The sequence below is a fragment of the Vibrio breoganii genome, assembly GCF_024346795.1.
Lineage (GTDB): Bacteria > Pseudomonadota > Gammaproteobacteria > Enterobacterales > Vibrionaceae > Vibrio > Vibrio breoganii.
Window position 1 is genome coordinate 466,597 of the sequence record NZ_AP024865.1, and the last position, 24,766, is coordinate 491,362.

General features: G+C 44.1%; 27 protein-coding genes. 17 read left to right on the forward strand and 10 right to left on the reverse strand.

Annotation, left to right across the window (positions count from 1 at the left end):
* The first annotated feature begins 205 nt into the window (after nt 1-205).
* From OCU35_RS15145 to OCU35_RS15155, 3 genes are all read left to right on the forward strand, one after another.
* Nucleotides 206-2,566, forward strand: a complete 2,361-nt coding sequence (locus tag OCU35_RS15145; protein WP_261826444.1) for a Lon protease family protein — start codon at nt 206-208, stop codon at nt 2,564-2,566.
* Nucleotides 2,567-2,570: 4 nt separating this feature from the next.
* A complete protein-coding gene (locus OCU35_RS15150; RefSeq protein WP_261826445.1) occupies nt 2,571-3,263 on the forward strand; it encodes a class I SAM-dependent methyltransferase in 693 nt (230 codons plus the stop codon).
* A 156-nt stretch (nt 3,264-3,419) separates the two neighbouring features.
* A complete protein-coding gene (locus OCU35_RS15155) occupies nt 3,420-4,106 on the forward strand; it encodes a MaoC family dehydratase (RefSeq protein WP_017032366.1) in 687 nt (228 codons plus the stop codon).
* A 79-nt stretch (nt 4,107-4,185) separates the two neighbouring features.
* Here the strand turns inward: OCU35_RS15155 and OCU35_RS15160 are convergent, their stop codons facing one another.
* Nucleotides 4,186-5,010: a phosphate ABC transporter substrate-binding protein gene (locus tag OCU35_RS15160; protein ID WP_261826446.1), complete on the reverse strand. Its 825-nt coding sequence runs from the start codon at nt 5,008-5,010 to the stop codon at nt 4,186-4,188.
* A 148-nt stretch (nt 5,011-5,158) separates the two neighbouring features.
* Between OCU35_RS15160 and OCU35_RS15165 the strand changes: the two genes are divergently transcribed.
* Nucleotides 5,159-5,512, forward strand: a complete 354-nt coding sequence (locus OCU35_RS15165) for a DUF3024 domain-containing protein (protein ID WP_017032364.1) — start codon at nt 5,159-5,161, stop codon at nt 5,510-5,512.
* A gap of 3 nt (nt 5,513-5,515) precedes the next feature.
* On the opposite strand, the gene glgC is transcribed toward OCU35_RS15165, so the two are convergent.
* Nucleotides 5,516-6,733: a glucose-1-phosphate adenylyltransferase gene (glgC, locus tag OCU35_RS15170; RefSeq protein ID WP_102430268.1), complete on the reverse strand. Its 1,218-nt coding sequence runs from the start codon at nt 6,731-6,733 to the stop codon at nt 5,516-5,518.
* 275 nt (nt 6,734-7,008) lie between these two features.
* On the opposite strand from glgC, the gene glpK reads away from it, so the two are divergent.
* Nucleotides 7,009-8,526, forward strand: coding sequence for a glycerol kinase GlpK (gene glpK / locus OCU35_RS15175; RefSeq protein ID WP_261826447.1), 1,518 nt, complete (start codon nt 7,009-7,011; stop codon nt 8,524-8,526).
* Between the two features lie 82 nt (nt 8,527-8,608).
* Here the strand turns inward: glpK and pyrC are convergent, their stop codons facing one another.
* Nucleotides 8,609-9,640, reverse strand: coding sequence for a dihydroorotase (gene pyrC / locus OCU35_RS15180; protein WP_261826448.1), 1,032 nt, complete (start codon nt 9,638-9,640; stop codon nt 8,609-8,611).
* Between the two features lie 154 nt (nt 9,641-9,794).
* On the opposite strand from pyrC, the gene OCU35_RS15185 reads away from it, so the two are divergent.
* On the forward strand, nt 9,795-10,631 hold the full coding sequence (locus tag OCU35_RS15185) for an MOSC domain-containing protein (RefSeq protein WP_102498860.1): 837 nt from the start codon (nt 9,795-9,797) through the stop codon (nt 10,629-10,631).
* A 52-nt stretch (nt 10,632-10,683) separates the two neighbouring features.
* Here the strand turns inward: OCU35_RS15185 and nadE are convergent, their stop codons facing one another.
* Entirely contained in the window at nt 10,684-11,511 is an 828-nt protein-coding gene (gene nadE, locus OCU35_RS15190) for an ammonia-dependent NAD(+) synthetase (protein ID WP_261826449.1), read from the reverse strand.
* Nucleotides 11,512-11,606: 95 nt separating this feature from the next.
* Between nadE and OCU35_RS15195 the strand changes: the two genes are divergently transcribed.
* Both OCU35_RS15195 and OCU35_RS15200 read left to right on the forward strand, forming a co-directional pair.
* Nucleotides 11,607-12,128: a nicotinate-nicotinamide nucleotide adenylyltransferase gene (locus OCU35_RS15195; protein WP_261826450.1), complete on the forward strand. Its 522-nt coding sequence runs from the start codon at nt 11,607-11,609 to the stop codon at nt 12,126-12,128.
* Between the two features lie 89 nt (nt 12,129-12,217).
* Complete coding sequence (locus OCU35_RS15200) at nt 12,218-12,652, forward strand: hypothetical protein (protein WP_017029588.1); 435 nt, start codon at nt 12,218-12,220, stop codon at nt 12,650-12,652.
* Between the two features lie 43 nt (nt 12,653-12,695).
* On the opposite strand, the gene OCU35_RS15205 is transcribed toward OCU35_RS15200, so the two are convergent.
* A complete protein-coding gene (locus tag OCU35_RS15205) occupies nt 12,696-13,301 on the reverse strand; it encodes a hypothetical protein (RefSeq protein ID WP_261826451.1) in 606 nt (201 codons plus the stop codon).
* Between the two features lie 348 nt (nt 13,302-13,649).
* Here OCU35_RS15205 and OCU35_RS15210 point away from each other — a divergent pair, with 348 nt between their 5' ends.
* Nucleotides 13,650-14,780, forward strand: coding sequence for a 1-acyl-sn-glycerol-3-phosphate acyltransferase (locus OCU35_RS15210; protein ID WP_261826452.1), 1,131 nt, complete (start codon nt 13,650-13,652; stop codon nt 14,778-14,780).
* Nucleotides 14,781-14,851: 71 nt separating this feature from the next.
* On the opposite strand, the gene OCU35_RS15215 is transcribed toward OCU35_RS15210, so the two are convergent.
* On the reverse strand, nt 14,852-15,151 hold the full coding sequence (locus OCU35_RS15215; RefSeq protein ID WP_017029585.1) for a DUF406 family protein: 300 nt from the start codon (nt 15,149-15,151) through the stop codon (nt 14,852-14,854).
* A gap of 216 nt (nt 15,152-15,367) precedes the next feature.
* Between OCU35_RS15215 and OCU35_RS15220 the strand changes: the two genes are divergently transcribed.
* The 6 genes from OCU35_RS15220 to OCU35_RS15245 all read left to right on the forward strand — a co-directional run bounded on the left by OCU35_RS15220 (nt 15,368) and on the right by OCU35_RS15245 (nt 21,308).
* Complete coding sequence (locus OCU35_RS15220; protein ID WP_261826453.1) at nt 15,368-15,829, forward strand: TetR family transcriptional regulator; 462 nt, start codon at nt 15,368-15,370, stop codon at nt 15,827-15,829.
* Nucleotides 15,830-15,992: 163 nt separating this feature from the next.
* On the forward strand, nt 15,993-16,271 hold the full coding sequence (locus OCU35_RS15225; protein WP_017029583.1) for a peptidylprolyl isomerase: 279 nt from the start codon (nt 15,993-15,995) through the stop codon (nt 16,269-16,271).
* An 824-nt stretch (nt 16,272-17,095) separates the two neighbouring features.
* On the forward strand, nt 17,096-17,974 hold the full coding sequence (locus OCU35_RS15230; RefSeq protein WP_261826454.1) for an acetamidase/formamidase family protein: 879 nt from the start codon (nt 17,096-17,098) through the stop codon (nt 17,972-17,974).
* 18 nt (nt 17,975-17,992) lie between these two features.
* Nucleotides 17,993-19,318, forward strand: a complete 1,326-nt coding sequence (locus tag OCU35_RS15235) for an APC family permease (protein ID WP_261826455.1) — start codon at nt 17,993-17,995, stop codon at nt 19,316-19,318.
* Nucleotides 19,319-19,545: 227 nt separating this feature from the next.
* On the forward strand, nt 19,546-20,646 hold the full coding sequence (locus OCU35_RS15240) for an AI-2E family transporter (RefSeq protein ID WP_102489693.1): 1,101 nt from the start codon (nt 19,546-19,548) through the stop codon (nt 20,644-20,646).
* The gene (locus OCU35_RS15245; protein WP_017029578.1) at nt 20,646-21,308 is read left to right on the forward strand and encodes a potassium channel family protein; all 663 of its coding nucleotides are present in this window, start codon (nt 20,646-20,648) and stop codon (nt 21,306-21,308) included. Before OCU35_RS15240 ends, OCU35_RS15245 begins: the two co-directional genes overlap by 1 nt.
* Nucleotides 21,309-21,390: 82 nt before the next feature.
* On the opposite strand, the gene OCU35_RS15250 is transcribed toward OCU35_RS15245, so the two are convergent.
* Both OCU35_RS15250 and OCU35_RS15255 read right to left on the reverse strand, forming a co-directional pair.
* Nucleotides 21,391-21,933, reverse strand: coding sequence for a YaeQ family protein (locus OCU35_RS15250; RefSeq protein WP_065210759.1), 543 nt, complete (start codon nt 21,931-21,933; stop codon nt 21,391-21,393).
* A 94-nt stretch (nt 21,934-22,027) separates the two neighbouring features.
* Nucleotides 22,028-22,237, reverse strand: a complete 210-nt coding sequence (locus tag OCU35_RS15255; RefSeq protein ID WP_017029576.1) for a cold-shock protein — start codon at nt 22,235-22,237, stop codon at nt 22,028-22,030.
* A 354-nt stretch (nt 22,238-22,591) separates the two neighbouring features.
* Between OCU35_RS15255 and OCU35_RS15260 the strand changes: the two genes are divergently transcribed.
* Nucleotides 22,592-22,990, forward strand: a complete 399-nt coding sequence (locus OCU35_RS15260; protein ID WP_261826456.1) for an OsmC family protein — start codon at nt 22,592-22,594, stop codon at nt 22,988-22,990.
* A 69-nt stretch (nt 22,991-23,059) separates the two neighbouring features.
* On the opposite strand, the gene OCU35_RS15265 is transcribed toward OCU35_RS15260, so the two are convergent.
* Nucleotides 23,060-23,362 (reverse strand): putative hemolysin, encoded by a 303-nt coding sequence (locus OCU35_RS15265; RefSeq protein ID WP_017029574.1) that lies wholly within the window; start codon nt 23,360-23,362, stop codon nt 23,060-23,062.
* Between the two features lie 127 nt (nt 23,363-23,489).
* Between OCU35_RS15265 and OCU35_RS15270 the strand changes: the two genes are divergently transcribed.
* Nucleotides 23,490-24,008 (forward strand): NUDIX hydrolase, encoded by a 519-nt coding sequence (locus tag OCU35_RS15270; RefSeq protein ID WP_102328911.1) that lies wholly within the window; start codon nt 23,490-23,492, stop codon nt 24,006-24,008.
* On the opposite strand, the gene OCU35_RS15275 is transcribed toward OCU35_RS15270, so the two are convergent.
* On the reverse strand, nt 24,000-24,764 hold the full coding sequence (locus tag OCU35_RS15275; protein WP_261826457.1) for an ion transporter: 765 nt from the start codon (nt 24,762-24,764) through the stop codon (nt 24,000-24,002). The genes OCU35_RS15270 and OCU35_RS15275 overlap by 9 nt on opposite strands.
* Nucleotides 24,765-24,766 lie beyond the last annotated feature (2 nt).

A 24,766-nucleotide genomic window follows, 5' to 3' on the forward strand; every position in this document is an offset into this window, starting at 1 on the left:
GTAAATTGATTAACTATTGGCCGCTTGTCGGCCAATAGCTTTATTTGTCACACTAACTCTTTCAAAACAGTATTACACTGAAAGTACTGATTGCATCACAAGGGATTGGATATCCAGTCTGTAGGTCCCAGCAATATCACGCTCCAGAGATTCGATTACTTGTAAATCCATCTCTCTATTCACCATTTTTCACATTGAGGTGACTATGGCTACATCTTCTCTATCGTCTAAAGCGCTTTATCGAGAGGCTAATCTCGACGCATTCGCATGTAAATCCACCAAAGATATCCCACCTATTGATGAGATAGTGGGCCAAGAGCGAGCACAATCTGCGGTTGAGTTTGCTATGTCTATAAGAGAAAAGGGTTACAACATTTACGCCATTGGTCGTAATGGGCTGGGTAAGCGCACCATGATTCTGCGCTATCTAAAACGCCATCCCTTTGATCTACATGAGCTTTATGATTGGTGCTACGTTGCCAACTTTGACGATATTCGTGTGCCTAAGGTATTGAAACTACCGCGTGGAGTAGGGCTAAGCCTTCGCGCGGATATTGAGAAGTTGATGACCAAACTGCTCAAGGCAATCCCATTAGCGTTTGATAACGAGATGTATTTTTCCCGAGCTGATCGTCTAAAGAATCAGTTAACCAATAAACAAAATAGCGCCTTGGAGCATCTAACCAAAGAAGCAAAAGAGAAGAGTATTAGCCTCTCTATTACCACTCAAGGTGATTACCAGTTCGTTGCTCTCGATGGTGAAGAGCCGTATACAGAAGAAGCATTTGAACAGCTAGATAAGAAAACCCAGGCAGATTTTGAGAAGACCATTGATACCCTTGAGATCTCACTGCGTCACATCATCCGTGACCTTACTGAGTGGGAAGAGCAATACTCAGACAAAATTCAAAAGTTAAACTCTGATGTGACACTGGATGTTATTGGTCACTTTATCAAAGAGTTAAAGGCAAAATATAAGAAACACCCTGAAGTAAAACAGCACCTTGCAGAGCTGCAAGCAGACATTGTTGAAAACGTAGAAATCTTTCTTGAAGAGAGTAACGAGCAAGGCGAAATCGCGACCGCATCGCTAGATAAGAAGCTACCACGTCGCTATAAGGTCAATGTCTTGGTCTCTCAACCCAAGGATGACTTGCCTATCATTGTTGAAGAAAGTCCTAACTATCACTCGTTATTTGGCTATGTGGAAACGGCCACCTTTAAAGGCACGGTATTTACGGACTTCTCACTTATTCGTCCTGGAGCCTTACACAAAGCCAACGGCGGCGTCCTGCTTATGGATGCGGTTAAGGTGTTAGAGCAACCTTATGTATGGGATGGTCTGAAGCGAGCACTTCGTTCTCGCGAGCTGAGCTTAACGGCGCTTGAGAAACAAGTGACCATGACCGGCGCAGTGTCTCTTGACCCTGAGCCGATCCCACTCGACGTGAAAATAATCCTGTTTGGGGATTATCGAACCTATCAACTATTGCAGCATTACGATCCAGAGTTTGCGGAGCTATTTAGAGTCACCGCAGATTTTGAAGATGAAATGAAGCGTGATACCGACTCTGAGCTTCATTACACCCGCTTTATTTCGAGCATTGTTCACGATAACAAGCTGCTACATTGTGATAAAAAAGCCATAGCGCGAATTATTGAACACAGCTCAAGACGAGCAGGTGATCAGAATAAAATCTCATTGCACTCAGCCAATATTGCCAATCTTCTTCGCGAAGCTAATTACATAGCAAGATCCGCAAGAGCCAATATTATTCGAGCCACCCACGTAGAAAAAGCCTTGTTAAATCAACTGTCTAGGGTAAGCCGATTGCAAGAAAGCGTAATGGAAACCTTCGTAAACGGCACGACACTAATTCATACACATGGTGAAGCGGTAGGGCAGGTGAATGCTTTATCTGTGCTAAGCACTAGCGATCATATGTTTGGTGCGCCAAACCGAATTACTGCGACGACCTCATACGGTAGTGGTGAGGTCATCGACATCGAGCGTAATGTCGACCTTGGAGGAAGTATTCACTCCAAGGGTGTGATGATTTTGACGGCGTACCTGTCTTCCGTATTTGGTAAGACGGCCAAGATCCCACTGACCACCAATATCACCTTTGAACAATCTTATGGTGGCGTTGATGGTGATAGCGCCAGTATGGCCGAGTTCTGTGCTGTCGTCTCGGCGTTCTCCAAGCAAGCGAATCGTCAAGATATCGCAATTACGGGTTCGATGAATCAGTTTGGAGAGGCACAACCTATCGGCGGGGTTAATGAGAAGATCGAAGGCTTCTTTGATGTGTGTAAAATAAAGGGAAGAAGCTCAGCCCAAGGGGTGATTATTCCTAAATCGAATGTTCAGAACCTTATGTTGCGTTTTGATATTGTCGAAGCAGTAGAAAAAGGGGAGTTTCATATTTGGGCGATAGAGCACGTCTCTGAAGCCATCAAATTATTTACTGGCAAGGATGCGGGTATTCCTACGGATGAAGGGAGTTATCCTATCGATACCATTTATGGTATTGCGCAGGCCAAGTTAAATTCTTTGAGGAAGTAAAACCGTGAGCAACCCTATGTATACCAAGTTCGCAGACCAATATGCGAGCGTTGTACAGAACAATATCTATAACGCCTTATTGGAAAGACCTTCTATTTTGGCGTTAATGGAGGTTAAGCCACAGCAAAAGATACTCGATCTAGGCTGTGGCTCGGGAGAGCACGCAAAAGAGATTCAGGCCCGAGGTGGCATTGTCACCTGTGTGGATTTGTCTGAAGAGATGGTTGAACTAGCGAAGGCGAACGCAACGCCGTTTCATGCCTACGCCCAAGATCTTCGTGAGGGGTTACCCAGCGAAGACGACAGCATTTACGATTGGGTGATTGCGCCACTGGTCATTCACTACCTAGAAGATCTCACCTCATTGTTCAAAGAAGTGAAGCGCGTGTTGAAGCCCGGTGGCCGCTTCCTCTTTTCTACGCATCATCCAATGAATGATTCTGAGTCTTCTCCAAGTGGTAACTATTTTGCTATTGAGCGTATAACCGAGGAGTGGGACACCATAGGCGAACCAGTAAAGGTGAGTTTTTATCGCAGAAGCCTGCAAGACCTATTTGGATCTATATTTGCCGCTGGCTTTTTAGTCTCAACGGTTTCTGAGGGAACGCCTTCACCTGCAATCGCCGATATAAGCCCGGAAACCTATGAAAGATTAAGTAAAACTCCTAGTTTCATTTACATCAGTTGTGTTTCATAATTATTTCAATACTGGGTGAAAGGTGTGCATATTTAGGGGTAAATTGCAGTTTTTATTGGTATTTTACTGCTGAGTGGACAATCACATGTTGAGTTAAAGTGTGATTTAGTTCAAACTTGGCGCGTTATGGCTATTTAAAGCTTCACTGGAGCATGCATGAAAGTTGTTGATATTCTTAAACACAAACGTGGCAATCTTACGAGACACCATATGGAGTTTATGGATAGGATGTCCCCATCACTTAGAGAATATTGGAGTGAGTTGGTGAACCGTGCGCACGCACAGCACCTTTTCCGCTCTTGGGGTAGAGACTTTCATAAGCCTGCGGTCAATGAAGAAGTAGAAAACCCAGTTAAAGATACCATTGAGATGAAGCCGGAAGCGGAGGCTTTGTACATTGAGCTTTCTGCAAAAATTGGTGAAGAGCTCCATATTGGCGAGTGGTTTAGCATTGACCAAGAGCGTGTTGATGCGTTTGGTAAAGTGACTGAAGACATGCAATGGATTCACACTGATCCTGATAGAGCAGAGCAAGAGTCACCATTTAAGACGACTATTGCCCATGGTTTTTTAACCTTAGCGCTATTACCGCGTTTATCTGATGCTGTCGATCCAGACAAGCCGTTGTTCCCTACAGCGAAAGTGACGGTCAATATGGGGATGAACAGCGTTCGCTTCCCTTACCCAGTTCGAGTCGGTAGCAATATTCGCGCTCGCAGTAGTTTGGTAAAAGTGGTTCCTATTCAGAAGGGTTTGGAAATCACTCGTGAACTGAAGGTTGAGATCGAAGGGGTTCGCAGGCCCGCTTGTGTCGCCGAGTCTGTGATTCGATTGTACTTCTAGTTATTTAGTACGATTGATATTACTATTCTAATGAAAGAGGCCAAGCTATAAGCTTGGCCTCTTTCGTTTATATACGTTGTTAATCTTGGTCTTGATAAGGAGTGTAGCCTTGATTCTCAATGATTGAACGCGCTTCTTTTGAAGTAACATACTGAGCGAACTTCAGTGCCGCTTTGTCTTCAAGATCTTGATGGTAGAAGATCAGGAATGGACGGGCTAGGTCGTATTCTTTGTTCAGTAGGTTTACTGAGTTTGGAACGACGCCATCAAAATTGAGAGGCTTAACAGAGGCATCGATAGACCCCATGCTAATAAAGCCAATGGCTTGCTGATTGTCACTGATAAGTGTCTTCATCATGCTATTGGTACTAACCACAAGTGCAGAAGGGCTAATCGTTGAGACTCGGCGGTCATTTAGAACTCGAGACAAACCAATTTGGTCTTCAAATGCATAGCGAGAACCAGAAGATACCTCACGAGTCACCACTGCAATTGCTCTGTCGTCGCCACCTAACTCTTTCCAGTTGGTGATTTTCCCGGTGTAGATCTTGTATAGTTGATCGCGAGTGATGTTTTGCACCGCATTTTGGTGATTAACCACCACTGCAAGTCCATCGTACGCAAACTGCTTAACAATAAGATTATCTTTATACTCACGTTCAGTTAGCATGCGTGAACTCATGCCGATTTCTGCTACGTCGTTTCTCACTAACGCAACACCTGCCGTAGAACCCACACCTTGAACCGCAATATACGTTTCACTATGAGTCTTATTAAAATTCTCAGCTAAGATATCCATTACACGCGCAACGGAAGTTGAACCGCTAACGTTGATTTGTGCTGCATTTGCTTTAACTGTACCAAGTGTCAGACACATCAGTGCCGTGAGAATCACTCTAAACATAAGTTTCCTTCTTCAAACTATAATTGTATCTATCGCAACAGAGTAAGACGGTTGTGTTACAGAACTGTGACACGAATGGAGAATCTGCATCTCTTCATGCCGTATTATCTATTTTAGAAGATCAGGATAAAAAAAGATGAGGTATTAGATGGAGTTATCTGAATTAGAGCAGCACCAATTAGTGAAATTTGCCTCTGATGCATGCCATTCACGCAACCATAGTGTGAGTGTCGATTTAGGTAAGGCGGAATTTGAATTGGTTGAAAACGGAATTCAGTTTTATCACTCTCAGTTTAAACTCGACTCTAAACATGCTGATTATCGATATCTAGTGGCGAAAATACTTCTGCGTGATGAGAAATGGACGCTTTTGGTGGCACATAGAGACCAATATGAAATGTTTGAAGGGTGGCATACCCACCCATCAATTGAACGTCTTGGGAATCAACTGCATCCGTTATTTGAAGAAGTAGAGCAAGATCCCCAAGGGCTGATTTGGTAATCGTTATTCGAAGATATAGCCCTCGGGTACGACGACAATACCTTGCTCTGAAATAGTGAATCGCTCACTATCAAGCTCTGCGTCATAACCAATCCTTGTTCCATCAGGCACAACAACGTGCTTGTCTATAATGCAGTTTTGCAACTCACAGTGCTCGCCGATTCTTACTTCATCAAACAAAATACTGTTAATTATGGTCGCACCGTCACCCACTTTGACATTAGACGACAGAATAGAACGCTGAACGGAACCACCGCTAATCACAACCCCATTGGCCACAATTGAGTTAATGGAGATGCCTTGATTCCCGGTTACTGAAGGCACGGTTCTTGATGGCGGACGTTGACGCTCGTAGGAACGAATACCCCAGTCGTCTTGATACAAATCGATAGGCGGAACCGGATCCAGTAAATCCATATTGGCTTGATAGAAAGAGTCGATAGTACCCACATCTCTCCAGTATGCATCTTGAGAGACGCGGCCCTCTTCGCAGCCAAAGCGATGTGCATAAACGCCCTCAGTATCAATCAACTTTGGAATGATATCGTGGCCAAAATCATGACTAGAAGTGTCAATTGCGGCGTCTTCTTCTAGCGCTTCCACGAGTGCATCCATACTAAAAATATAGATACCCATCGAAGCCAAACTTTTAGTAGGGTCATCAGCCAGAGTAGGGGGATCGGATGGCTTTTCTAAAAAGGAGATAATTTGATTGTTGGGAGCTGTGTCCATTACACCAAATGCACTGGCTTCTTCAACAGGCACCTCCATACACGCGATAGTCAGTGCTGCGCCCGTTTCTTTATGTTGTTTAAGCATGGGTTTGTAGTCCATACGATAGATGTGGTCGCCGGACAGCACGACAACATGCTTTGCTTCACTGCGCGAGAGCAGCCATAGATTTTGATAGATAGCATCAGCGGTGCCTTCGTACCAAGTCTCTCCCTTACGCATTTGTGGGGGAACAGCGGTGATGTATTCACCTAGCTCAGGGTTAAAGATCGACCATCCATCACGCAAGTGTTTTTGTAGTGAATGAGATTTGTATTGGGTGAGAACGAGAAGGCGACGGAGTCCAGAGTGCAGACAGTTACTCAGGGTGAAATCGATGATTCGATATTTTCCACCAAAGGGCACAGCAGGCTTTGCCCTATCTTGAGTCAACGGTGCGAGGCGGGAGCCCATTCCACCAGCCAAAATGACGGTTAATGTATCTTGCATTGCGACACTTCCTTGTTATTTTTATGGGGGTACTAGTAATGTGCAATAACTAAGCCATATTACAAGTCCTTGTTTGTTATAGCTTTTGACTGGTGAAATTCAAGTAATGCACCAATATGAATAGCTATTTAGTGCATGCGATCAATTTTGGTGCAATTAACGGTCGGTTTGGGTTTATGAAGTTCTAATATGAATCACACAAACAATTCTCTTTTTGTGCCAACCTATCTATACACAATCTATAGTTAATCTATTTGGTATTGATAGGAAACCCCATGGCCTCAGGCTCTTACATTGTTGCCCTAGACCAAGGAACTACTAGCTCAAGAGCGGTAGTCTTTGATGCTCAAGCAAATATCATTGCAACCTCACAGCGTGAATTCACTCAGTATTACCCGGAAGCGGGTTGGGTTGAACATGATCCGCTGGAAATCTATTCATCACAACGATCTACCCTCATCGATGTACTCGACAAGCTCTCTATTAAAGCGGAGCAAGTAGCAGCGATTGGCATTACTAACCAGCGCGAAACCACTGTAGTGTGGAATAAAGAGACGGGTAAGCCTGTCTATAATGCGATAGTGTGGCAGTGCCGTCGTACAAGCCAAATGTGTGAAACGTATAAAGAACAAGGTTGGGAGGAGTACATACAGCAAGCCACAGGCTTGGTATTAGACCCTTACTTCTCGGCGACCAAAATAAAGTGGATTCTGGATAATGTTCCCGGAGCAAGAGCCCTTGCTGACAAGGGGAAACTGCTGTTTGGAACCGTCGATACTTGGCTATTGTGGAAGCTAACACACGGCAAGGTGCATGCCACAGATCATACCAACGCCTCTCGCACCATGATGTTCAACATCAACAACCTTGAATGGGATGACAAGATTTTAGACTTGCTGGATATTCCTAGGTCCATGCTACCCGAGGTTAAACCCTCTTCCGGTCTATTTGGGGAGACCTGCATTGGTGAAGACGGAGGATTGAAGATCCCGGTTGCAGGTATAGCGGGTGATCAGCAAGCGGCGCTCTTTGGTCATTGCAGCGTAGAACCAGGGCAAGCCAAGAACACCTACGGCACAGGCTGTTTCCTATTGATGAATACAGGGCAAACCAAGGTAAACTCAAAACATGGATTGCTTACTACGCTCGCATGCAATGCGCAGGGAGAACCTTGTTATGCGTTGGAAGGGGCTGTGTTCATGGCGGGCGCTTCGGTGCAGTGGCTTAGAGATGAGCTAAGGCTGCTCAACGAGTCTAAGGATTCAGAGTATTTTGCCAACAAGGTGGACTCGTCTGAAGGAGTCTATGTGGTGCCTGCGTTTACCGGCCTTGGTGCACCCTATTGGGACCCTTATGCCCGAGGGACTATGGTTGGCTTAACGCGCGGCACCAGCGCAGAGCATATCGTTAGGGCTACGCTAGAGAGCATTGCCTATCAAGCCTGTGATGTCATTCAGGCGATGCAAGCGGACGCAAATATTAAGATGCATGAACTTCGTGTTGATGGCGGGGCCTCAAAGAACAACTTCTTAATGCAGTTCCAATCAGATATCTTGGATTGCGAGGTACAAAGACCACAAATTACAGAGGTAACGGCGTTAGGTGCCGCCTTCTTAGCGGGGCTTGCAGTAGGGTATTGGAAAGACCTATCTGAGCTTGAGGCGAGATCTAAGATTGAAACTCGTTATAACCCTGTGTGTGACGATGAAAAAAGAACCAAGCGATATGCCGGCTGGAAACGGGCAATTAAGTGTGCACAAATGTGGAGCGATCTGCACAACGAAGATGATTGACGCTAGCTTTTTGGATTAAAAAATAGGGTTGCTTTAATCTCGTTAAAGCAACCCTATTTCATATCTGTAGAAATGGAGGAGATTAAGCCTCTACCTTCCAAGTCATCATTTCGCCGCCTTTGATTGGCACAACGATGTCATCACCAAACGGCATGCTTTCAGCTACAGGCCACTCAGTTTTAGTTAGAGTTACCGTATCGCTATTGCGCGGCAGGTTGTAGAAGTCTGGGCCATTGTGGCTAGCAAATGCTTCTAGGTGCTCAAGCTTACCTTCAGCTTCAAATACTTCAGCGTAAAGCTCTAGTGCTGCGTGCGCAGTGTAAGAGCCTGCACAGCCACACGCTGTTTCTTTACGACCTTTAGCGTGAGGTGCAGAATCAGTACCGATAAAGAACTTCTTGTTGCCGCTTGTTGCTGCTTCAACCAGTGCTTTTTGGTGTGTATTGCGCTTTAGGATTGGCAGGCAATAAAAGTGAGGACGAATACCGCCAACTAACATGTGATTACGGTTGTACATCAAGTGATGCGCGGTAATCGTTGCTGCTACGTTGTCGTTCGCGTTCTTCACAAACTCTACTGCATCTGCGGTAGTGATGTGCTCTAGAACAATCTTCAGGGTAGGGAAGTCATTAACGATAGGCGCGAGTACCGTATCTAGGAACTCTTTTTCACGGTCGAAGATATCAACATCATGAGCCGTTACCTCACCATGGATAAGAAGCAAGAGGCCTTGCTTCTCCAATTCTTCTAGAACCGGGTAAATCTTCTTAGCGTCGGTTACGCCAGAGTCTGAGTTTGTTGTTGCGCCTGCAGGGTAGAGCTTACAGGCAACCACTTGACCCGATGCTTTTGCTTCTTGGATGTCTTCTTTGCTGGTGTTGTCCGTTAGGTAAAGAGACATCAAAGGTTGGAAGGTATCGCTATGGTTGTGCTCGTTGATACGGGCTTGGTAAGCGATAGCTTGCTCTGTATTGGTGGTTGGTGGAATGGTATTTGGCATAACCAAGGCACGACCATTGTAGCGGCTAATATCGCGCACGGTATCTTTTAGTACATCGCCATCACGAAGGTGAACATGCCAGTCATCAGGACGTGTAATAGTTAAGTTGGTCATCGTTTTGCTCCCGCCAAAATATTCCTAAAGGTGTAAGAAGAAACCGTGGTTGTGGTAAGGTGACTATGCCACGCAAACGGTTACTTGAATGCGGGCGCATAATAGCGAAAATGCAACCAGATTGCATTAACAAAGAGACAGTTAGGGGTATAAAGTGAAGGATAAAGCGCAATTATCGGGCATTAATATATTTCCGGTGAAATCGACATCGGGTATCGAGCAGTCTAGAGCGTGGGTTGGCTTAGAGGGGATCAGTTTTGACCGACGCTTTGTGGTCACCGATCGTGCAGGAAGAATGATGACAGCTCGTAAGTTCCCAAAGATGGTCACCATTAAAAGTACTCTACTCGCCGACGGTATTGTTTTAAGTGCCCCTGGCGCGAACAACCTTCACCTATCCACGAGCGATTTTGATCGTGATGAATTCGAGTGCAAGATTTGGAACGACCGCTTCTTCGCTTATACCACAACAGAAAAAGCCAATGCTTGGTTTACCAAGGTTATTGGCTCGGATGCTCAGTTGCTGTTTTGCGGTGAAGAGTCTAATCGTTTCCGAGAAAAACTAGGGACAAGAGTGAGCTTTGCTGATGCTTATCCGCTACTGGTGATTTCTCAGGGTTCTTTGGATGAGCTTAATCGCCGCGCCTCGCATCCGCAGACTATGTCCCAGTTTAGAACCAATATAGTCGTCGATGGCGTAGAGCCCTTTGCTGAAGATGGTTGGGAGCGAATTGCGATTGGTGAGGTTGAATTTCAGGTTGGCTCAACCTGTCAGCGATGCGTCCTCACCTCTGTCGACCCTTTAACGGGCGATAAAATGGCAGATAAGGAACCTACGGCTACCTTGTCTCGATTCCGCGCTGATGAAAAAGGTGCAATCTACTTTGGTATGAACCTCGTCGCTTTGAACGAGGGCATTATTGAGGTAGGGGATGAGATACGTATATTAGAGACTCGCAGTGCGGTGCTCTATCCCGACGCCGATGCATGATTGGTACAATAAAGGCACCTTGCGGTGCCTTTGTCTTTAATTGCGTTTGCTATTAATCGTAGATGGTCGGGATCGGCTCACGCTTGTGCTGAGTGCGCTTATAGATATCAATCAGCGTTTGTTTTGCGTCTTCGGCTAGAGGCTTGCCTTCCAAAAAGTTATCGATGTCATCGTAGCTTACGCTTAGCGCATCTTCGTCCGCTTTTTGTGGGTCTAGCTCTTCTAAGTCCGCGGTTGGCGTTTTAGCCACAAGCAATTCAGGTGCGCCCAGCGTATTGGCCAATTGACGCACTTGACGTTTGCTTAAACCAAACAGAGGCGCCAAGTCACACGCACCATCACCGAATTTAGTGTAGAAACCGGTAATGTTTTCAGCAGAGTGGTCGGTGCCTAATACTAGGCCGCCAATATACCCTGCGATTTGGTATTGAGCGATCATTCGAGCACGCGCTTTCACGTTACCCTTAACGAAATCGATCTTCTCAGCCGATTCAGGCATTAGGCCGGTCCCTTGCAGTGCTGCGCCAGTGGCTGCGTGCAACCCATCAACACCATCAGCGATGTTCACCGATACTGAATGTGTCGGCTTGATGAAAGAAAGTGCTAGCTGAGCTTCGTCTTCATCTCTTTGTGTGCCGTAAGGTAGACGAACGGCGATAAATTGATAGTTGTCATCAGTTTCTTGGTTGAGCTGGTCTACCGCAAGTTGAGCTAGGCGACCACAGGTAGTGGAGTCAACTCCGCCACTGATGCCAAGGACTACAGACTTGCATCCTGATTCCAGCAATTTACGTTTGATAAAGTTAACGCGTCGTTCAATCTCAAAGTCAACGTCGATGCTCGGTAGTACGCGCATCTCTTGGCGAATTTCTTGTTCCATGAGTTAAATGTCCTAAATATCGAAAGGCAACTTTTGGTATCATATTGCAAATTCAACTTTGTCTCAATTTCCAAACCCTTAGAGAAAACGCAATCATGAAAAAAATAGCGGTATTTGGTAGTGCCTTTAATCCACCAAGCTTTGGTCATTTGAGTGTCATAGAGCGTTTAGCACATTTTGATCAAGTGTTATTGGTGCCGAGTATTGCCCATGCATGGGGCAAGCAAATGCTCGACTATTCAGTACGATGTTCCATGATTGAAGAATTCATTGGAGATATTCCCTGTGACAATGTCGCCCTGTCACGTATAGAAGAAGGGCTAGATAGAGAGCAGGGTGGAGTCACCACTTTTCAGGTGTTAAGCGCGATACAGCAACAGAATCAACAAGCAGAATTAACCTTTGTGATGGGCCCAGACAATTTGTTCAGTTTCGCAAAATTCTATAAAGCGGACGAAATAATGAAGCGTTGGAATGTGCTTGCTTGTCCGGAAACAGTGGCTATTCGTAGTACAGAAATACGTGAAAAGCTTGCACAAGGTCAAGAAATCAAACACTTAACAAGTAAAAATGTTGTCAAAATATTGCAAAATCAGGAGTTATACCGCAATATTTAACGTTGCGATGACAGAAACTATTTTTTACAAGGATTAATGACGCAGTGACGCGGATACATACAACACTAGCACTAGTATGTGGCACTTTTATGGCAGGAACTTCTGAGGCCTGTGTGTCTGATCGCGATCCTACTCGTTCTATCGTCCTTGTCGACTCTACGCTTACCCTTTGCGAAAACTTAATCGAAACCGTTGACGAGCTGGTGGATGATTTGTTGGTTTCTACGAATATTAAAGAAGAACCATCAACCTTAGGTTACTGGTCTGATTGGATGATGGACAATGTCGATGATCCTCTTTTAACTCAACAAGTAGACCAAAGCTTCTTCGGATTAGGGGTATTTCGTCCTCACGAAATGACCACCAACGATGACGAGCTGTCTTATGAAGAGTGGATCAAAACTCACGGCCTTCAATTGAGTGTGGGTATTGGAGAGAAAGATCAACCACGTGTTAGGCTTGATTATCAATGGCATGAGCGTCATGAGGACGTCTTCCATGTACAAGTGGAAGTACCATTCTAAGATACATTGTTAAAGCGCCTTATGAAGGCGCTTTTTAGTTGCGCTAGAGGGTGTCGCCCAGCACAGCCATTCGAGCCATTTTGTAGCCTTGTTCGTTACCTGCAAACAAAGCCTCAGCAATAGCAGCGTCTTTTTTACCTGATAGACGCAACTTCTCTGCTTCCTTTATTCTCATAACCATCTGGTATTCAGCGGATAGATCTTTACCTGCGCTGTCCCACTGGCTGAGCTTGTGGCTTAGTGCGGTGGTTTGTAGGTTAGGGTGCATTTCTAGCAGTTCGTACTGCAAGGCGGTCAGCAGAACCTGCTGATGCTCTGAAAGGCTAGATACCTCAGACAGTTTGTCGAGTAGCGATAATACTAGCGTGTTAGGTTTGACATAGCCTGCTTGATGCGGAAAGGGTTTGCTTAAACGTTGTGACGCTTCGACCACCTTGCATCGACTATTAGGAAAGTAGCTCAAAGCAGACAAGCAGTTTGCAGGAAGCCAAAAGGTATCACCGGCTGCGATAGCGTATTCAATTTTACCCAATCTTACGCTGACTAAGCCCTCAACAACATGTATGAGCTGGTGCTTTAGGGTGGGTTTTCTTGAGGTAAGAGACAAGTATTCGAACTGTTTATCTTCAAATTGTATAGCGTAATGCATGTCGTTCAGCATCTGTTGAGCAGGGATTTCATAAGGTTAGCGCTTTCTGGTGCCCTAATAAAGTAATAAAACAGAACTGATGGTATGGTTATACCAATCACACTAAATAAGTGTTCAGAAATAGCACAGGAAAAATGCTCGAGAGCAAGGCAGAATTTTTCGATAAGTAGCTATTCTACAATCAAAAATTCTAACGTAGTTATCGAGCATTTTAACCAGCTAGAATGATCAGTTAGTTAGTACGATTGGTATTATATGGTCTGACCTTACAAAATCATCAACGATCTAGCTGTAAATTGTCGCGTAAGTGCGTAAAATCGGCGTGATTTTTAGAGAATGAAGAAGAATATGTCTACCGAGAACGATATTTACCAAGAGATTCGCCCTTATAACGATGAAGAGATTGCTCCAGCAATCCAGCGACTAATTAATGACGAAGAATTTATCTCAGCAATACTGAACCAAAAGTTCAGCAATCATGCGAAATGGTTTCAGGCGCTTATGTCTCCTTTGGTTAAACTGTATCTAAAGAATCGTTGGGGAAAACTCAACTCTATCGACGCAGTGCAAGTTGAAGTAGAAAAATACCTTCAGAAAGCACTTGATAGCACGACTGATGACGTCTCCTTTGATGGGCTTGATAAGCTAGACCAAAATACTCCGTATCTGTTTATCTCAAATCACCGTGATATTGCGATGGACCCAGCGTTGGTGAACTACGGGTTACACCACACAAACCATCAGACAATGCGCATTGCGATTGGTGATAACCTGTTAAGTAAGCCGTGCTCTACAGAGTTAATGAAGATCAACAAAAGCTTCATTGTTAAGCGCTCTGCTAAAGGGCCGCGCGAAATGATGAAGACTCTAGGGCTTTTGTCTTCTTACATTAAGCACTCATTAGAAACAGGAAACTCCATCTGGATCGCGCAAAAAGAAGGGCGCGCTAAAGATGGCAACGATTTCACTGATCCGGCAATTATTAAGATGATTCAACTAGAAGGACGCAAGCGTAAGCTGTCGTTCTCTGAATACGTTAAATCTCTTAAAATTGTTCCTGTGGCGATCTCTTATGAGATTGACCCGTGTGATATTGCGAAAGCCAACGAGTTGCATCAAAAAGCAACCCTAGGTGAATACAAAAAATCAGAGTTTGAAGACATCGATAGTATTGTTAAAGGCATTACTGGATACAAAGGTCGAATTAATGTGAGTTTTGGCGATGTGATCGATAGCGACATTGATAATGCTGATGCTTTGGCTGATGAAATAGATCGTCAAATTCATGACAACTACAAACTTTTCCCAATCAACTTGCTTGCCGCAGGTGTAGAAGACTGCAGCATAGACCAAGCAACGAGAGACAAGCTTGAAGCGAAACTGGCTCAACTGGAAGAGGGGGCTAAAGCGTACCTTCTTGATGGTTATGCAAACCCGGTAAGAAACTTATCTAAAGATAAGTCTGAGCAAGTCGCTTAAGCCGAGTTTGAAAAGGTGAAAATAAAAAAGGTCGAACTGAGTTCGACCTTTTTTATTATTTTTGAACGCTCTTAGCGAGAAATAGAGCGGCTCTTAAGATCAAAGATCAGTTTTTCAGCACTGACTTCAAATTTTAGCTTAGCGTGAAGTTCAAATTGTTCTTTTTCTTCGATTTCAACTTCATGCTCAACAGCAGCGTTTACGTTCTTAGCAAGCTCAAGGTATTTAGTGAATTCAGCTTCTACCGCTTCTTTGCTTGCAGCAAACAAAGAGACTTCTGAAACTTCATCACCTTCGTTGATAATAAAACCCATCTCGCCTGCAACGCCACATGCTTCACATACTTCAGGCTCTTTAATTAGTTTTGACATAGTTTATCTCCTATAACGGTTTGCCTCAGTTTACATAGCTATGTGAGCTACATCTACAAAAATCCATTGAGGTGTAACGAATAATTACAGGAACTGAAACCGGTTACTGAGTTATGTCATTAGATTGTCAGAATAAGGTTCCGTATATTGAATCTACGCTATAACTATATGAGTATTAACTAAATCAAGATAAGTCAATTCACAAAGGTCGGTGTAATGCCAAAGCGCAGTAAAGAAGATACAGAAATCACCATTAACAAAATCATGGATGCAGTCGTTGAGCAATTATTGACTATTGGCTATGACAAGATGTCATACACTACTTTAAGTCATGCGACTGGTGTATCTCGAACTGGCATTAGCCATCACTTTCCAAAGAAAACAGACTTTACAACGGCTCTAGATGGCCGAATCTATAAGTTATTCTTAGCGCACCTAGATTTAGAATCAGGCTTGCAAGGATTCTCACAAAGTTGGATGGATTCTCTTGAAAAGCCGCAGTTCTTGGCAATTCTACGCTTGATGTTTCACCACATTGTTACCTCTGATTGTGCTCATGAGTTTGCAAGGCAGGGCATTGATAGACTATTTGTTATGCTAAAAGAGTTGTATGGCGAAGAGAGTGAGAAAGAGCTTGAATGGCTGTTTGGTCGCACCATTATACAGCTCGCCAAATAAACACGATTCATTAAAACGCTGAGCTAACTGCTCAGCGTTTTTGTTCTAGGGCCTTCAACTTCAATGCTCCCTTCAACAAACGATGTCATTGGCAAACTTGGGGCTAACAAGTGTCTCGATATTTTGTATAATGCGTCCAAATTGAACATATCGAGACACCACCATGGCACGCACCGCGCACGCACTACATATCCTGGTTAAGCACAAAGACCAAGCTGAAGACATCATCAAACAGTTAAAGAAGGGCGCTAAGTTTCAAACTCTCGCGCGCAAATACTCTAGCTGCCCATCAGGTAAGAAAGGCGGTGACCTTGGTGAGTTTAAAAAAGGTCAAATGGTGCCACAGTTTGATAAGATCTGTTTTACCGGTGAAACCTTAGTACCACATCTAGTTAAGACTAAATTCGGTTGGCACGTGGTCAAGGTGCTATGGCGAACTTAGGATAATTTTTAAGTAGTTGAATTTAAAGGAATAGGCACTCTCAGGAGTGCTTTTTTGTATCTGGTAGATTATATCGGAATATCAAAAACCCTCTTAAACCATCACTCTCGTTTATATATCAAACCAATTTGACCGTCTTTTTGCTTCTGTAAAAAAGGTTCAAAATACCCTCAATTTCCAAATGTCCATCCTCGTAGGGGCTGGAGACATCTTGTTCGACATCACCGACGTTGTTGTAGAAAAAATACACGTAGTCGCAATTAGTACACTCCAGAGCGGCTTGTTAATGGCGCCCTGGTTGCCACTCGTAGCATTTCTTCTAACGGCACTCATTACACTTTTTATTAGGAATTATTATGAAAAACAAATTTGAAGAGTTCGACACGAGCACAAAAGTCATGCTATCCGCTGTAGCGTTTTTTACATGTGCACTTATCGTAATGATGATTAGATTCTCGTAAGTCATGAAAATACGATGAGTATGCTGAACTTCCTCCAGTAAAATACCAAATTGATAATGTTGTTGAAGCAATGTTCTTTGCTGAGAGTTTTTGCTGAACAGCTTTACTTGACCCGTCCTGATAAGCGCTGGCACATTTAAGTATTAAACCCCTTTTAGTTGTGTGAAACACTGAGCTTGGTTTGGTTCATCATTTTTAATGAATTATGCCAAGCAGTGTTATCGCCTTTATCCCCATTCCCTAAGTTCCTTTCATTTATTCAAACAATCATTTCATCATACAATATGACCAGTAGTTCACTAGACTGAATGTTCCACAAGCTTTTACTCGTTTTTAAAAGCACAGAGCAGACAGGAATGGAACATGACCCATATCAGTACCGAGCATTATGTTTATGCGATGAGCAAGGACAACACCTCAGTAGCTCATATCGAACCGAACCAACGCTTTACAGTCGACACCTTTGATTGCTTTCGAAATCAAATGGAAGGAGCAGGCTATGTGTTGGAAGAAATCGATTTTGCGAAAGTAAACCCAGCGACAGGACCTGTATTTGTACAAGGGGCAGAAGTGGGGGATGTGTTAGCTGTCACCATCCATGAAATTGAATTAGCCGATAAAGGCTCAATGGTGTCCTCTGAACTGTTTGGTAGCCTTTCTCATAAACTCTCAGGTTCAGTTGTCCACCCCGTAACCATCAATGGAAACAGCGCAGAAATAGCGCCCAATCTAAATGTTCCGCTATCTCCAATGGTAGGTGTTATCGGTACTGCGCCTGCTGAGGGCACTATTGCATGTGGCAGTCCTGGTGAGCACGGTGGGAACATGGATACCAAGGAAATCAAGCAAGGCTCTGTCGTTTACCTTCCTGTGAACCATCCTGGTGGTTTGCTCTCATTGGGCGATCTTCATGCCGCTATGGGCGATGGGGAATTGTCAGGTACGGGCATAGAGATCCCAGGAAAGGTAACCCTATCTGTCGAAGTGCTTAAGCAATCAAATTTACCTACACCAGCGGTGCTAAACGCCGACTTGCTCACGTTCATTGCCTCTGACCCTGATCTAGATGCAGCGGCAACACAAGCTGTAGAGAAAGCCCATCAGCACCTTATGACAGAATATGAAATGACCGATCATGTGGCTTCTCGATGGATGAGTGTCGGCGCAGACTTGGGCGTTTCACAGATTGTTAACCCGCTAAAAACAGCAAAAGTCACCCTCAAACTTAGCTGGTTAAAATAAATTAAAGGAGATACGGATATGCCTCAATTAAAGAAGAACATGAGTTTTGGTGGACTGTTGATCTATGCTCTTATCTTCATGGTTCCCATCGCCCCATTTGGTATCTATGGTGATGTATTCAATGTCAGTCATGGCATGGTGGGGATGGTTTATCTAACTGGTTTTGTTGGAATGCTATTTACTGCCTTGTCCTACGGCCGAATGATGAAAGAGTTTCGAAAAGCAGGCTCTGTGTATGAATATGCCAAACGTGGACTCGGTGCCAACATTGGCTTTATTGGCGGTTGGTGTATGTTGCTCGATTACATCATTATTCCTGCGTTGCTTTACATAGTTGCGACTATCGCTATGCATGAGATTGTCCCTTCAGTGCCTGCGTTGGTTTGGGCTGCTGTGTTTATCGGTTTTAATACCGTTGCCGCATTTGTGGGGCTCAATTTTACCGATAAGGTTAATAAAGTCTTCCTTGCCTTTATGCTGCTTTTGATTGGTATTTTTGTTGTCATGGCTTATCGCGGATTATCGACAGGTGAGTTTCCTGAAAGCCAAGGTTTCACTATGGCGCCTTTCTTCCAGAAAGAGCATTTTACAGTGGGTATGGTGTTCAGCGCAGTATCAATTGCAGTGATGTCTTTCTTAGGCTTTGATGGAGTTTCTACGCTCACTGAAGAGGCGAAAGATGGCGTAAAAACTCATTATGTTCCCTTTGTTTCTCTTTGCATTGCTGTGGTGTTGTTCTTAGCACAAGTGGTTTTTGCCGCTTGGGTTTTGCCTAACGCTGATGCCTTTCAAGCCAATAGCGGTAATGCATGGTATGTGATTGCAAAAATTGTGGGGGGCGGTTATCTCTCTACAGCGTGTGCGTTATTAACGGCTCTATCTTGGGGTATCACCAATGCACTGGCCTCACAAACTGCGGTATCACGAGTGATATTTGGTATGGCTAATGACGGCGTTTTGCCTCGCTCACTTGCAACACTGAATGAAAGGTTTAAGACACCCCACGTTGCGATTGCCTTGTCGGGTTTGCTATCAGCGGTATTGGTGTTCTTATTTGAGGACCACTTGGACGTATTTGTTTCCTTTGTAAACTTTGGAGCTTTAACAGGCTTTATCTTGCTTCACCTTGCGGTTTTATCTTGGTGCAACATCAAAAATAAATGCCAAAATGTATTTATCGAACGTATCTCGCCCCTTTGTGGCATCGCGATTCTCTCTTATGTTTGGATTGCTCTAGATCAAAGTGCAAAAATGCTAGGGTTGGCGTGGTTAGTTGTGGGCGTTATTGTTATCGCTATTAATAAGTATCGCGGTGTTTCGATCAATATCGAAGCTCTAGATTAGAGATTAATTCTTAAAAAAAAGCCGCTCACATTCAGTTTGTGAGCGGCTTTTTTATTTGTAGGGCCTTAATTTATTGCTGAGCCTTATCTTTTGTGTTGCATTTATTTGTTGTGTGTATGTTGCGAGTGTTTTTCTTGTTTGATGCAAAAAAAGATGAGGGGTTATGTCTATATAAGCTGTAGAATCATCTAAACTACCTTTAGTAGATTGTATTACAAGGACTTTTCATGAACTCTTCGCAAGATTTTTCCCGACAAGCTATCGATGCCTTTATTAAGATAATTATTATCGGCGTGCTTCTCTTTTGGTGTTTCCAAATATTAAAGCCCTTTGCTTTGCTGGTTATCTGGGGCGCAATTATCGCAACGGCACTATTTCCTGTGGTTAAGGGAATTCAAAATAAAACGGGGTTATCTCAAGGCAAGGCCAGTTGGCTATTATCACTCACGGGTGTCATCTTATTGGTCGTCCCCGCTTATCTGATTGGTGATAGTTTATTTAGTACCGCTGGCGATGTGTATCAGCAGATTCAAGAGGGTACCTTAGCGCTTAAGCCACCATCGGAGAGTATTCAGTCATGGCCATTGGTTGGTGAGAAGCTTTACGCGACCTTACTCAGTTTTTCATCAAACTTAACCAACGCATTGCTTGAGCATTCAGATCAGGTTAAAAGTGTTTTGGGTAGCGTAGCTTCTGCGATTGGTAGTGTTGGCGGCAGTGTATTACAGTTTGTGATTTCACTATTAATTGCCGGTATCTTCATGACTAACGCGCAGGCTTGTGAAAAATCATTTCAACAAATTTCAGTGCGCCTAGCAGGCGAATATGGCGCCCAATTTACTAAGCTCTCGGTTGCGACCGTGCGTAGCGTTGTGCAAGGCGTGATAGGGGTAGCGGTTATTCAGTCTGTTATGGCGGGTATCGGTCTTTACTTTGCTGACATTCCTTTTGCAGGTCTATGGATGCTAGCTGTGCTTATTGTTGCCATTATTCAACTTCCACCAATTCTGGCATTGATTCCTGCATTGATCTTCGCTTGGACTACCGATTCTACCTTAGTAGCAGGTGTGTTCACCGTTTGGTGTGTGCTGGTCAGTGCCAGTGATGCCGTTCTTAAACCTATGCTAATGGGGCGTGGTACAGATATCCCTATGCTGGTAATCCTACTGGGTGCTATCGGTGGTATGGCTATGTCTGGTATCGTCGGCTTGTTTGTGGGTTCAGTGGTGCTTGCGGTAACTCATAGACTGTTTGTGGCTTGGTTAGCTCAATCTGAGGTCGATGTAGAGCAGTTGGAAGTAGAACCTGTGGAAGAAGAGAGTAAGTAATGGCAAAGATGTCCGAGCGCGATAACTTTTTACATCTGTTTGTCGCTTTGATTGTACTGTTATTCGGATGTGCAATTCTCGAACAATTTTTTGAGACAGGGCAGGGGATCGTGTTACTCGGCCTGTTGTTTTGTATGTCGGCATCGACTCTCGGTATCGAAAAGAAGAAGGCAGGGGTTCGGGGCTGGTTAGGCTTTTTGATCGTCCTCGTGTTGCTGTCTTCGGTGGCCTCTATTTTAGAAGCGGCGAACCTTGCTATTGTTTCGCTGGTTGCTTTGATTTTGTTTATTGGACAGTATTTAAGACATGCAACGAAATTGGTATTAACCGCGCCGAAAATAGATAAAAATCAGATAGTGGGTTCAATCTGTATCTATTTGATGATGGGGCTATGGTTTGCGTTTGTACAACTGCTGCTGTTAGAGGTCCTGAAGGGGGGCTTTAATGGAATCGAACATGGACCATGGTTAGACAACCTTTCTAGAATGATCTACTTCAGCTTTATCACTATGACCTCTGTGGGCTACGGCGTGATAGCACCAACCGAACCTTTAACTCGCTTTGTTGCGTATTTTGAGGCGATTGCGGGGGTGTTTTACCTCGCAATCTTAGTATCGAGCTTAGTGAGTGCGGGTTTAACTCAAGTGAACGAAAAGAAATAGCGACCAATAGCTGGAAAATACAAGGGCCTGCGAACGCTTTTGCGAGAGCAGGCCCTTTTAATTTGTACTGAGCAGATTTGAGTTAGGACTTAACTTGCAACTCTGTAATGGTGATTTCAGTGTTCACATCGCCCAGTGTGGCAAACATACTGTCGCCAGAGATCATTAGGCTTAAATCGTTGGTGCGCTCAAGTCCTGAAACGAGCTCTTCAATAGGAGCGAAGTCAAACTGTGTAATGCTCGCATCATACTCGCGAAGCACAGACTGGTTTTTGTTAAACCAAACATCTGATTTGTTTTCATTGAACGTATAGAAGTGAGTCTGCTTTGACTTGCGCGCTGCTTTCTTAACTCTGTCCGTTGACGGCTCGCCAACTTCTATCCAAGTGACAATATCGCCAATATCAGAAAGCTCCCAAATATCAGGCTCTTCTTGCTCAGACAACCCCTTAGTAAAGGTTAGGTTTGGGGTGTTATTTAGACAAAACGCAAAGATGCGGACCAGCATGCGTACTTCATTTTCAGAAGGGTGCTTGGCTACAGTAAGGTTAATGTCATCAAATTGATTGCGATTAGTGTCGGCAAGGTTTACGCGAAATTTATAAATAGTGGGTTTGAGCGCCAAAGTGGGAGTTCCAGAAAATAGGATTTAGGCGTTTGATTATATAGGGTTGAGAGGAGAAAAGTAAGCCAGTGAAGCACTGGCTTACTTGGCGCAATTAAACAGCGCGAATTTGTTCTGCTTGCGGGCCTTTTTGACCTGTAGTAACAACAAATTCTACTTTTTGGCCTTCAGCAAGAGTGCGGAAACCGTCGCCTTGGATAGCAGAGAAGTGAGCGAATACGTCTGGACCGTTTTCTTGTTGAATAAACCCGAAACCTTTAGTTTCGTTGAACCATTTTACGGTACCAGTAACTGTGTTTGACATTGTCAATTTTCCTTTGCGATATAACTAAACTCGGTCAGATACGACCATACTAAGTGCTTGAAAACAGATTGCATTGACCGATGGTGAATACAACGGCGACTAGTCTCCAACTGTACTGCACAACTTCAAAAACAAAACTTTCTCTTGCCTGATTCAGTGTATCGACGGAAGTCTATAAGTCAATGATATCACTGGCATAGTCAGGGATACATTGTTCAAAATTGTTAGGTGTATTCAAGTTTTTCATCCTGAAACTTAAACTTGCACGACATGTCATGACACCGTCATCATTTCGATTGTTGAGTTCGCACTATGAGTGTGTAAAATGAGGCGAAATTAAAAGAGGATTTGATTATGCAAGCAACCGTATCTTGGGTAGATGATTTTAAGTTTATCGGTGAATCTCAATCTGGCCATTCAGTGGTTTTAGATGGCAGCGGTGGCAAGACAGCGCCAAGCCCAATGGAAATGGTATTGATCGCAGTGGGCGGTTGTAGCTCTGTAGACGTGGTAGACGGCCTAAAAAGTGCAGAGCAAAAAGTAACGGGCTGCGTAGCGAAACTGAGCAGCACTCGTCGTGACCAAGCGCCTAAGTTTTTCACCAGCATCAACATTCACTTTGAAGTGTCGGGTGTTGACCTTGATCCTGAGGTTGTCGCTAAAGTAGCGAAAGACTCTTTAGTAAAATACTGCTCGGTATGCCTAATGCTAGATAAGGGCGTGGAAATGACGCACTCTTGGGAAATTGTTTAAGCAGATAAAATAGAAAATGCCCCGCTAATGAACGTTAGCGGGGCATTTTTATAACTGACGTTAGAGAAATTAGTTTGAGGCTTTTCTCATTTCATCGTCACTCTGCTTTTGATTCTCGGGACGTTCATCTTCATGATTCATGTAGTAGTACTCCCAGATCTCATGCTTCTCATCATCAGAGATCTCACAGTAGGTGACTCGTTTACCTTCCTCTGAGGCACGCACGATTTCATGGTCTTGCTGTACACAGTACATAGATGCTTTACTTGTAATTGGATCCCAGTCCTCTACTGTGTACTCGTCTGGTTCGCTTGCACAACCTGCTAGCAACACAGCGCCACTCATTGCAGATAAAAGAAGGATTTTCTTCATTATTGGCTCCAAAGAACTATTTGTTTTGACTTATCTTTTTCAGTGTACGAGATATCTTAATTAATTCAATAGTTAACCTCTGGTTACATGTTAAAATATCGGGAAATTCAATTTAGCCGTTATTCTCATGCGCCATTTAAAAACTAACATCCATCCTGATTTAAGCGAACTTGATCAAAAGACCATCATACAGCGCCGTGCAACGCGAGCCATCGCATTGATGGGCGATCAAATACTGTTGCTATACACCGAACGCTATCACGACTATTCACTGCCAGGTGGCGGTATTGATGAGGGTGAAGATGTGATTGCGGGTTTAGTACGTGAGTTAGAAGAAGAAACCGGCGCGCAAAACATTCGAAATATCAAACCGTTTGGGGTGTTTGAAGAGTTTCGCCCTTGGTATAAGGACGATGCGGATGTGATGCACATGCATTCCTACTGCTATACCTGCCATGTGGACTTAGAACTCGGTACACCTAACTTTGAAGACTATGAGATCAAAAATGGTATGCAGGCAAAGTGGGTCAATATCCATGACGCTATCGCTCATAACGAACATACGATAGCCAATAGTGCGAAGAAGGGTTTAAGCATTGAACGTGAAACCTTCTTGCTGCACCTTATCGCGAAAGAACTAGTTTGATTTTTGCTCTTTGATGAGCTCTTTTAGCTCATCAATCTTCGTGTGAAGGGCTTTGATCTCTGCTTTCACAGCCGTACGCTCTGTATTCTCAGCCTGTTCCGTCTCGGTCATAAACCAATTGGCCACTAAACCGGTAAAGGTACCAAAAAGACCTACACCCGCGGTCATTAAGATAGCCGCTACCAATCTACCTTGTGTCGTCACAGGGTAGAAATCACCATAGCCTACGGTAGTAATGGTCACAAAAGACCACCAAAGTGCGTCTCCTGCTGAGTGAATGTTGGAGTCTGATAGCCCTTTTTCAAACTGCAGAATCCCAATAGCGCCAAAGATCACCACCAATACCGAGACGCTTGCGACGATGGAGAAGGTGCCAGAGCGTCGGTTTCGAAACAGGTAGTACAAGATGAGCTTGGTAGAGCGAACTGCTTTTAGAATGCGTAAGAAGCGCACCAAATGAACAAAGCGTCCATAACGTAGGGCATCGACTAACGGAATGCTCGATAGCAGGTCAATCCACCCCCATTTCATGTACTGCAGTTTATTGGGCGCACGGTAGAAGCGTTGAAAAAAGTCCACCAAGAAAACCATGCACACCATGGTATCTATCATAGCCAATAACTCAGAGGTATCTGAATCTAGGGTGAAGGCATTCTCCACAAATAGGGCAATGAGTACATACACCGAAAGGATTAAGGTGACGAACTGCAGTGGCCCTAATTCGTGCTTGGCCTCGTGTCGTTCTGACTTTGGCATAA

Coding starts and splice junctions, on each gene's coding strand:
- OCU35_RS15260 (WP_261826456.1), top strand. CDS start 22,592: ATGCAAGCAACCGTATCTTGGGTAGATGATTTTAAGTTTATCGGTGAA.
- OCU35_RS15275 (WP_261826457.1), bottom strand. CDS start 24,764: ATGCCAAAGTCAGAACGACACGAGGCCAAGCACGAATTAGGGCCACTG.
- OCU35_RS15145 (WP_261826444.1), top strand. CDS start 206: ATGGCTACATCTTCTCTATCGTCTAAAGCGCTTTATCGAGAGGCTAAT.
- OCU35_RS15155 (WP_017032366.1), top strand. CDS start 3,420: ATGAAAGTTGTTGATATTCTTAAACACAAACGTGGCAATCTTACGAGA.
- OCU35_RS15230 (WP_261826454.1), top strand. CDS start 17,096: ATGACCCATATCAGTACCGAGCATTATGTTTATGCGATGAGCAAGGAC.
- glpK (WP_261826447.1), top strand. CDS start 7,009: ATGGCCTCAGGCTCTTACATTGTTGCCCTAGACCAAGGAACTACTAGC.
- OCU35_RS15270 (WP_102328911.1), top strand. CDS start 23,490: ATGCGCCATTTAAAAACTAACATCCATCCTGATTTAAGCGAACTTGAT.
- OCU35_RS15220 (WP_261826453.1), top strand. CDS start 15,368: ATGCCAAAGCGCAGTAAAGAAGATACAGAAATCACCATTAACAAAATC.
- OCU35_RS15265 (WP_017029574.1), bottom strand. CDS start 23,362: ATGAAGAAAATCCTTCTTTTATCTGCAATGAGTGGCGCTGTGTTGCTA.
- OCU35_RS15225 (WP_017029583.1), top strand. CDS start 15,993: ATGGCACGCACCGCGCACGCACTACATATCCTGGTTAAGCACAAAGAC.
- OCU35_RS15200 (WP_017029588.1), top strand. CDS start 12,218: ATGGCAGGAACTTCTGAGGCCTGTGTGTCTGATCGCGATCCTACTCGT.
- OCU35_RS15195 (WP_261826450.1), top strand. CDS start 11,607: ATGAAAAAAATAGCGGTATTTGGTAGTGCCTTTAATCCACCAAGCTTT.
- OCU35_RS15165 (WP_017032364.1), top strand. CDS start 5,159: ATGGAGTTATCTGAATTAGAGCAGCACCAATTAGTGAAATTTGCCTCT.
- nadE (WP_261826449.1), bottom strand. CDS start 11,511: ATGGAACAAGAAATTCGCCAAGAGATGCGCGTACTACCGAGCATCGAC.
- OCU35_RS15210 (WP_261826452.1), top strand. CDS start 13,650: ATGTCTACCGAGAACGATATTTACCAAGAGATTCGCCCTTATAACGAT.
- pyrC (WP_261826448.1), bottom strand. CDS start 9,640: ATGACCAACTTAACTATTACACGTCCTGATGACTGGCATGTTCACCTT.
- OCU35_RS15240 (WP_102489693.1), top strand. CDS start 19,546: ATGAACTCTTCGCAAGATTTTTCCCGACAAGCTATCGATGCCTTTATT.
- OCU35_RS15160 (WP_261826446.1), bottom strand. CDS start 5,010: ATGTTTAGAGTGATTCTCACGGCACTGATGTGTCTGACACTTGGTACA.
- OCU35_RS15215 (WP_017029585.1), bottom strand. CDS start 15,151: ATGTCAAAACTAATTAAAGAGCCTGAAGTATGTGAAGCATGTGGCGTT.
- OCU35_RS15205 (WP_261826451.1), bottom strand. CDS start 13,301: ATGCATTACGCTATACAATTTGAAGATAAACAGTTCGAATACTTGTCT.
- OCU35_RS15235 (WP_261826455.1), top strand. CDS start 17,993: ATGCCTCAATTAAAGAAGAACATGAGTTTTGGTGGACTGTTGATCTAT.
- OCU35_RS15245 (WP_017029578.1), top strand. CDS start 20,646: ATGGCAAAGATGTCCGAGCGCGATAACTTTTTACATCTGTTTGTCGCT.
- glgC (WP_102430268.1), bottom strand. CDS start 6,733: ATGCAAGATACATTAACCGTCATTTTGGCTGGTGGAATGGGCTCCCGC.
- OCU35_RS15255 (WP_017029576.1), bottom strand. CDS start 22,237: ATGTCAAACACAGTTACTGGTACCGTAAAATGGTTCAACGAAACTAAA.